We start from the raw sequence: 7156 nt of genomic DNA on the forward strand, positions 1-7156 counted from the left end.
CGTTTAATGCCGCAATCACGCTGCATATCGCTAAAATTCGCGGACGAAACTCTCACCATATTTTGGAGGCCAGTTTTAAAGCCTGTGCCGTCGCACTAAGAAGAGCTCTGGCTAAAAATTCCAGGATCGGCGTGCCTAGCACAAAAGGCGTGTTATGATAGAGATTATATTTTTAGACGTCGACGGATGCCTAACCGACGGCAAGATCGTCTATAGTCCAAACGGCGATGAGCTTAAATTTTTTGACGTCAAGGACGGATACGCCATCGAGAGCTGGCTAAAGCTCGGGAAAAAAGTTGCGATCATCACGGGCAGAAGCTCGCCTATCGTCGAAAAAAGGGCGCAGGATCTAAAGATAACGCACGTATATCAAGGCGTTAGCGATAAACTCGAAACCGCAAAACAGATACTTAAATTTGAGGGACTCGAGTTTGAAAACGCTGCAGCAATAGGCGACGATTACAACGACTACAAGCTGTTAAAAAGCGTCGGATGGAGCTTTAAACCGAAAAATGCGATCAAAGAGCTTGAAGTAAGAACGAGGCTCAACTATAAAGGCGGCAACGGCGCGGTGCGCGAGATGATAGAGATACTTATCCGCAGCGAGGGATTAATACAAGAGTGGGCTAAGCGTTGGTTATAAGGATTTTTTACCTAGTCGTCAGCGTTTTTAGCGTGGCGATGGTTTATTTGGCGATTGAGGAGCCTTACTATAGCGAGCTATTAAAGGGTGGCGAAGTGACTACAAACATGCAGATGAACGCAGTCACTGACTACGAGATGAATGCTACTGTAGTAAATGCTAGATATGAAGCCGATACGTGGAATAGATACTCCGAATTTGACGAATTTATCAAATTTAGAGCGGAAATTTTTAAAGATAACAAAGAGCATAACGTGAGCTCCGATAAAGCGTTTTATAACGGCGGTCGAATTATACTTAAGGGTAACGCGCGCTATGTAAATAATGAAAATTTGACCTTTTTATCAGACGAGGTCATTTATAGTACCGCAACAAAAGTAGCTACTACGCAAACGCCTTTTACGCTAACGAAAAACGAAGATAAAATAGTCGGCAAAGCCCTGGTTTATGACTTTGAGTTAAAAAAAGCTTATATCAAAAAAGCCTTTGCTTTGATAGAGCAAGATAGAAAAAGATAGGACGGAAAATGATAAATTTTGGTTTTAAAAAAGTGGCTTTAGTTTTGGCGCTCGGCGCTTTACCGCTTTTAGCAGAGCAGGTGGAGATCACGGCAGACGAGTTTTATGCCGACGAAGGCAAGCAAATAAGCGAATTTAAAGGTAATGTAAATATTAAAAAAGGCAAGGATACGCTCACTGCAAATTTAGTAGTGATATATTTTGACAAAAAGCGAAATCCTCTAAAATACGTCGCTTCCGGTAACGCTAAATTTAGAGTATTTATCAAAAATAAAACATACGACGGTAGCGGTAGCGAGCTTATTTACGAGCCAACGCCGAATTTATATACGATAAACGGCAACGGATTTTTACACGAGATAGAAACCGATAAAAAAGTCTACGGCGAAAAGATCACGGTTAATCAAAATAGTGGCACGTATAACGTAAATAGTGGCAAAAAAGAGCCGGTCAAATTTATCTTCCAAGTCGAGGACAAAAAGTGATCCGCGTTTTAAACGCAAAATTTCTAATTTCAGCGCCCGACATCTCGCTAACTCCGCCCGCAAACTCTAGCGAAGTAGCGTTTCTGGGGCGCTCAAACGTCGGCAAAAGCAGCCTCATAAACGCTCTCGTAAATCAAAAGGGCCTAGCCAAAAGTAGCTCCACGCCGGGCAAAACTCGCCTCATAAATTTTTTCGAGGTCGAGTATGCGCGCGGCATCAAAAACGAGGAAGGCGAGCTAAGCGAAGAGAGGGCAAATTTGACCTTCGTCGATCTGCCGGGCTTTGGATACGCCAAAGTTGCCAAAAGCATGCACGCGCAGTGGAGAAAAAATCTCGACGAATACCTAAAATTTAGAGCCAACATCAAGCTTTTCGTGCATCTCATCGACTCGCGCCAGTTTGATATGCAAATCGACAGGGACGTGAATGATTATCTGCAAAGCTTCCTGCGCCCCGATCAAAAGATTTTAAATTTCCTCACAAAATCAGACAAGCTAAATCAAAGCCAAAAAAGCGCGGTTTTAAAAGTCTATCCGGGCGCGCATTTCGTTTCGGCGCTTAAAAAAACAGGCGTAGAAAAGGCAAACGAGCTTATATATCTAAACGCTCTGGGGCTGTAATGAAATCAAAAAGCCGCAGGCAAATTTTAGCGCCCTTACCTTCAAATTTTCTAGCTAAATTTACAAATTTAAGCAGCCAAAAAGCTAAGTTTATAAATTTAGCTGTAAATTTATAACCATGCAAACGAGTGCGGCGATGCGAAGACTGGGCGCAGAGAAGCGATTTTTAAAGCAGCTTGCTTGGGTTGCTTTTTTAGTATTTTATCAGAGTATAACGACCGTATTTACGTATCTGCCGCCTCTTATCGGGATATTTTTTACCTACATGATTATGCTAACCTTGCAGAAGCAAAAGACGCTCAAGGAGTTTGGCAAGGAGTGGTATTTTTGTCTATTTTACCTTACTTTTGCCGAGCAGGCGCACGGGTTTGCGCTGTTTTCGGCAGTGATCGCGTTTATGCTTTTTTATCATTTTATGTCCGACTGGCTCATCGTTACGCTAAAATCAAGAGAGCTTTTGGCGGCGGGATTCGTCGCTAGCGGTTATGTTTGGACTTGTGCCACTAGCTCTTTTATCTCTTATGCGGCAAATTTGCCGATGCTAAAATTTGACTACGAATACCTAATTTACGTCGGCGTGGAGTCTGTTTTGGCGGTAGTTTTGTTTAGGGGGCGCTTATGAGGATGCGTATAGTGTTTGGCATCATATTTAGCGTTTGGGTGCTTTTGCTGGTGAGGGTTTATTATCTCAGCGTCAAGTCAAATGATTTTTACGAGGAGATCGCCGAGCAAAACGCGGTAAAAACGCAGTACCTAGCTCCCGTCAGGGGGCTGATTTTAGATGCCAAGGGTCGTCCGATGGCGGTAAATCGCCTCGGTTTTTCCGTCGCGTTAAAGCCGCATCTAAACGGCAAAAAAGCAGAAATTTTAGACGCCGAACTTGCAAATTTGCAAAATTTATTCGAGGATTTAAACGTCACGAAGCTAAAGCGCGAATACATCAAAGCCGACTCGCCTTATAATCAAGACTTTATTCAGATTATCGATTTTATGGACTATGACAAGATGATACCGCGCATCGCCGAGCTCTCGCTGCGAGAAAATTTGGAGGTCAAACCGGCATCCAAGCGCCACTATCCCTACAATAACCTAGCTTCACACATCATTGGCTACGTCGGCCGCGCAAATCAGCAAGACGTCGAGTCTGATCCCGTCGCAAAGCTAACCAATCACACGGGCAGAAGCGGCACGGAGCGCTTTTATAACTCCGTTTTGCAGGGGCAAGAGGGCATACGAAAGGTAAAAGTAAACGCACTAAATCAGGAGGTCGAGGAGATATCCGTGAGCTATCCGCAAAGCTCGGACATCTCGCTCACGATCGACCTTGAGATGCAAAAATACATAGAGGAAATTTTCGGCGATAACGCGGGCGTTATCATCGTGATGGACGTGAGAGACGGCTCGATACTGGCTGCGGGTAGCTTCCCCGAGTATGATTTAAACCCGTTTGTTACGGGGTTATCGCAGGCTAAGTGGGACGAGCTCGTTAAAAGTATTGATCATCCCTTTACAAATAAACTCGTAAACGGACTTTATCCGCCGGGCTCGGTTATAAAAATGGGCGTAGCGATGGCGTTTTTAGATACCGGTAAGATGAACCGCTCCGATGGGTATTTTTGCTCGGGCTCATTTGAGCTTGGAGGGCGAAATTTCCGTTGCTGGAACGTCTACGGACACGGCTTTATGGATATGAATTCGGCCATCCGCGAGAGCTGCGACGATTATTTTTATAAAGGCAGCCTAAAGGTCGGTATAGACGCTATAACCCCGGTTTTAGAGCGGCTGGGTTTCGGGCAAAAAAGCGGAGTGGATCTGCCAAATGAATTTGTCGGTATCGTGCCTGGACGCGAGTGGAAAATGCAAAAGTACGCTCAGCCCTGGTATCAGGGCGAGACGCTGATCACCTCGATCGGGCAGGGCAACTTCCTCGTGACGCCGATGCAGGTGGTGCGCTATACGGGCATACTAGCGACGGGGAAAAATATCGTCCCGCATTTTTTACGTAGCGTAAACGGCGAGGAGGTCAAATTTGAGCCTGCTGACGATATCCTCACGCCGTTTGAGAAAAAGCAGCTGCCCTACATCCAAAAGGCGATGTATGAAGTCGTAAATCACAAAAAAGGCACGGCGCATAAGTATTTTAAAGAGGCCAAGCTTACTTTAGCGGCAAAAACTGGTACCGCGCAGGTCGTGGGCATCTCGCAGGCCGAAAAAAAGCGTATGAAAGAAGAGGACATGGAGTATCTGCGCCGCTCGCACGCGTGGGTCACGACCTATGGACCTTACGAGGAGCCTCGCTATGCCGTTACCGTTATCATCGAGCACGGCGGACACGGCGGTCTGGCTGCGGGACCTCTCACGGCTAAAATCTTTAATAAGCTACTAGAAATGGGCTACATCGATAAAAAATACGAAATCACTTCGCTAGCCGATACCGAAGCCGCACAAAAGAAGAAAAATTAAAATTCGGCGTTAAATGATGTCAAATTTGATCAAATTTCTAAAATTCTAGCGGATTAGTCGCGAAGTAAAATTTGAGTTAAATTTAACAAATCGGCAAGTAGCCGCATCTATCCTTCAAACATCTCCGAAAGCTCGTTTGTAGAGATATTTACGATTTTATTATTTGCGTCTAGTTCTATTAAATTTTGCATTTTAAATTTTGCCAAAATCCTCGAAAATGTCTCTGGAGTGATGTTTAAGATGGAGGCGATTTTGATGTGTTTTAGTTCGTTAAAAAGATCGGCGTGGTTAACGAGAAATCTCGCGACCTTTGCCTCGGAGTTTAGCACGAGCTCTTGATGTATCAGCTCGCTTGCGATTTTTAGCTTTTGCGAGAGCGATTTGATGATTTGCAGCGATACGCGCGGATTTGATAAAAACTCGGCGTAAAATTTATCGTAGTCGATTTTTAGCACCTCACCGCCCGTTAAAAATATTGCCGTCGCTGGAAATTTGATATTTTCAAAGTTGGCAAGCTCGGCTACGAAGCTAATCCCGTTAAATTGATGCATAAAAATCTCTTTGCCCTTAGGGCCGATTTTATAGAGCTTGAGAGAGCCTTTTATGAGGAGGTGGAGCCACTTTGACTCCTCGCCCTCCATAAATAAAAACTCGCCCTTTTTATACTTTTTTAGGATGCTGATATCTTCTAGCCTTTTTAGCTCGGCCTCGTTTAGCCCCTGAAAAAACGGGATTTGCTCTAGCATTTGCCGTTCTTATTTATTTTTTAAAAGATCTCTGATCTCGGTTAGAAGCGCGACGTCCTCAGGTATCGGCGCAGGCTCTTCTGTTTTCGGCTCTTCTTTTGGTTTTTTGAGCGAATTTATAGCCTTAATCACACAGAAAATACAAAACGCGATGATTGTAAAATCGACCATCGTTTGTATGAACGAGCCGTAGTTTACGGTTACGGCAGCCGTATCGCCGACCGCGTCTTTTAGGGTAATTTTTAGGTCGGAAAAATTTACCCCGCCGGTTAGTACGCCTATGATCGGCATAATCACGTCGCCCACTAGCGAGCTAACGATCTTACCGAAAGCGCCGCCGATCACGACGCCCACGGCCATATCGATGACGTTACCGCGCATCGCGAATTCTTTAAATTCCTTAATGAAACTCATGTTTTTCCTTTGCATTTTAAAATTAGATATCAATTATATTTATTTTAGCTTCACAAAAGATAAAAAAGCCAAGTTAAATGCTTAAAATGCTATAATCGCCCCTAAAAATCAATAAGGAAACAAAAATGTATCGTTTTGCGCCGTCGCCGACAGGCGATATGCATCTGGGAAATTTAAGGGTTGCGATCCTAAACTACGTCTGTTCGCTCCAGGATAAAAGCGGCTTTATCATCCGCATCGAGGATACCGACAAAGAGCGCAATATCCCCGGAAAAGACAAGGAAATTTTAGAAATTTTGGAGCTTTTCGGGATCAAATGGGACACGCTTTATTATCAAAGTAAAAATTTGAAATTTCACCGCGAGTTTGCGGCAAAGCTTTTGATAGATAAAAAGGCGTTTTCGTGCTTTTGCACCGAAAGCGAGCTGGAGGCCAAAAAAGAAGCCGCAAAGGCTAGAGGCGAAGCCTACCGCTACGACGGCACATGCGAGCATCTAAGCGACAACGAAGTGCTAAATAACCAAAAACCTTTCGTCGTGCGCATGAAAAAGCCGCTAGGCACGATGAAATTTAAAGACGCGATAAAGGGCGAGATCAGCTTCGAGCCCGAAAACGTCGATAGCTTCGTGATTATGCGTGCCGATTTTACGCCGACTTATAACTTTGCCTGCGCGGTCGATGATATGCTCGAGGGCGTCACCTTCGTCATCCGCGGCGAGGATCACGTCAGCAACACGCCAAAGCAAGACCTTATCCGCGAGGGCCTAGGCTACACGCAAAAGATAAACTACGCTCACCTGCCTATCATCCTAAACGTCGAGGGCAAAAAAATGAGCAAACGCGAGAACGAATCAAGCGTAAAATGGCTCTTTGAGCAAGGATTTTTGCCTGAGGCGATCGCAAACTATCTGATACTTCTTGGCAACAAAACTCCAACTGAAATTTTTACCATCGAAGATGCGGTGAAGTGGTTTGACATAACTAAAATTTCACGCTCACCTGCTAGATTTGACGTGAAGAAACTTGAGCAAATAAATAGAGAGCACATCAAACTTGCTTCAAAAGAGCGCATAAAAGAGATCTTTGGCGTGGATGAGAGTAAGGTTGAGCTAGTTAAATTTTATACTCAAGAAAGCTCACTAGTGCCTGAGATAAAGGCAAAAGTAGAGGCTATATATTCACCAAAAATAGCTCCAGATGAGTATAAAAACGAATTTGAGATCATCAAAAAAGCAGCTCGTAATTTAAAAGCGTGCGAAAGCTTTGA

At 44.3% G+C, this 7156-nt stretch carries 9 protein-coding genes and 1 pseudogene; 8 read left to right on the top strand and 2 right to left on the bottom strand.

Annotated elements, in window-relative coordinates; all coding sequences use genetic code 11:
- From hisB to mrdA, 7 genes and pseudogenes are all read left to right on the top strand, one after another.
- A pseudogene (gene hisB, locus Q0200_RS08230) lies at nt 1–158 on the top strand (imidazoleglycerol-phosphate dehydratase); the annotation flags it as partial.
- Nucleotides 155–643: an HAD hydrolase family protein gene (locus Q0200_RS08235; protein ID WP_297940113.1), complete on the top strand. Its 489-nt coding sequence runs from the start codon at nt 155–157 to the stop codon at nt 641–643. The pseudogene hisB and the gene Q0200_RS08235, both read left to right, overlap by 4 nt.
- Nucleotides 634–1161, top strand: a complete 528-nt coding sequence (gene lptC, locus Q0200_RS08240; RefSeq protein ID WP_002948498.1) for an LPS export ABC transporter periplasmic protein LptC — start codon at nt 634–636, stop codon at nt 1159–1161. Before Q0200_RS08235 ends, lptC begins: the two co-directional genes overlap by 10 nt.
- 8 nt (nt 1162–1169) lie before the next feature.
- The gene (gene lptA, locus Q0200_RS08245) at nt 1170–1646 is read left to right on the top strand and encodes a lipopolysaccharide transport periplasmic protein LptA (protein WP_297940118.1); all 477 of its coding nucleotides are present in this window, start codon (nt 1170–1172) and stop codon (nt 1644–1646) included.
- Nucleotides 1643–2266, top strand: a complete 624-nt coding sequence (gene yihA / locus Q0200_RS08250; protein ID WP_297940121.1) for a ribosome biogenesis GTP-binding protein YihA/YsxC — start codon at nt 1643–1645, stop codon at nt 2264–2266. Before lptA ends, yihA begins: the two co-directional genes overlap by 4 nt.
- A 136-nt stretch (nt 2267–2402) precedes the next feature.
- Nucleotides 2403–2888: a hypothetical protein gene (locus tag Q0200_RS08255; RefSeq protein WP_297940125.1), complete on the top strand. Its 486-nt coding sequence runs from the start codon at nt 2403–2405 to the stop codon at nt 2886–2888.
- Nucleotides 2885–4729 (top strand): penicillin-binding protein 2, encoded by a 1845-nt coding sequence (gene mrdA / locus Q0200_RS08260; protein WP_297940128.1) that lies wholly within the window; start codon nt 2885–2887, stop codon nt 4727–4729. Before Q0200_RS08255 ends, mrdA begins: the two co-directional genes overlap by 4 nt.
- Nucleotides 4730–4836: 107 nt before the next feature.
- Here mrdA and Q0200_RS08265 read toward each other — a convergent pair whose 3' ends face one another.
- Together Q0200_RS08265 and mscL are read right to left on the bottom strand one after the other, a co-directional pair.
- The gene (locus Q0200_RS08265) at nt 4837–5475 is read right to left on the bottom strand and encodes a Crp/Fnr family transcriptional regulator (protein ID WP_297940131.1); all 639 of its coding nucleotides are present in this window, start codon (nt 5473–5475) and stop codon (nt 4837–4839) included.
- Between the two features lie 9 nt (nt 5476–5484).
- Nucleotides 5485–5889: a large-conductance mechanosensitive channel protein MscL gene (mscL, locus tag Q0200_RS08270; RefSeq protein WP_297940134.1), complete on the bottom strand. Its 405-nt coding sequence runs from the start codon at nt 5887–5889 to the stop codon at nt 5485–5487.
- Nucleotides 5890–6014: 125 nt separating this feature from the next.
- Between mscL and gltX the strand changes: the two genes are divergently transcribed.
- On the top strand, nt 6015–7156 hold a 1142-nt coding region (gltX, locus tag Q0200_RS08275; RefSeq protein ID WP_297940137.1), incomplete at its 3' end, for a glutamate--tRNA ligase.

Origin of the sequence: uncultured Campylobacter sp., from assembly GCF_938045225.1 — a bacterium.
Lineage (GTDB): Bacteria > Campylobacterota > Campylobacteria > Campylobacterales > Campylobacteraceae > Campylobacter_A.

Excerpts from the sequence above, each read along its gene's own strand:
- Q0200_RS08235 (WP_297940113.1), top strand. The coding sequence starts at position 155 with ATGATAGAGATTATATTTTTAGACGTCGACGGATGCCTAACCGACGGC.
- lptA (WP_297940118.1), top strand. The coding sequence starts at position 1,170 with ATGATAAATTTTGGTTTTAAAAAAGTGGCTTTAGTTTTGGCGCTCGGC.
- Q0200_RS08255 (WP_297940125.1), top strand. The coding sequence starts at position 2,403 with ATGCGAAGACTGGGCGCAGAGAAGCGATTTTTAAAGCAGCTTGCTTGG.
- mrdA (WP_297940128.1), top strand. The coding sequence starts at position 2,885 with ATGAGGATGCGTATAGTGTTTGGCATCATATTTAGCGTTTGGGTGCTT.
- Q0200_RS08265 (WP_297940131.1), bottom strand. The coding sequence starts at position 5,475 with ATGCTAGAGCAAATCCCGTTTTTTCAGGGGCTAAACGAGGCCGAGCTA.
- mscL (WP_297940134.1), bottom strand. The coding sequence starts at position 5,889 with ATGAGTTTCATTAAGGAATTTAAAGAATTCGCGATGCGCGGTAACGTC.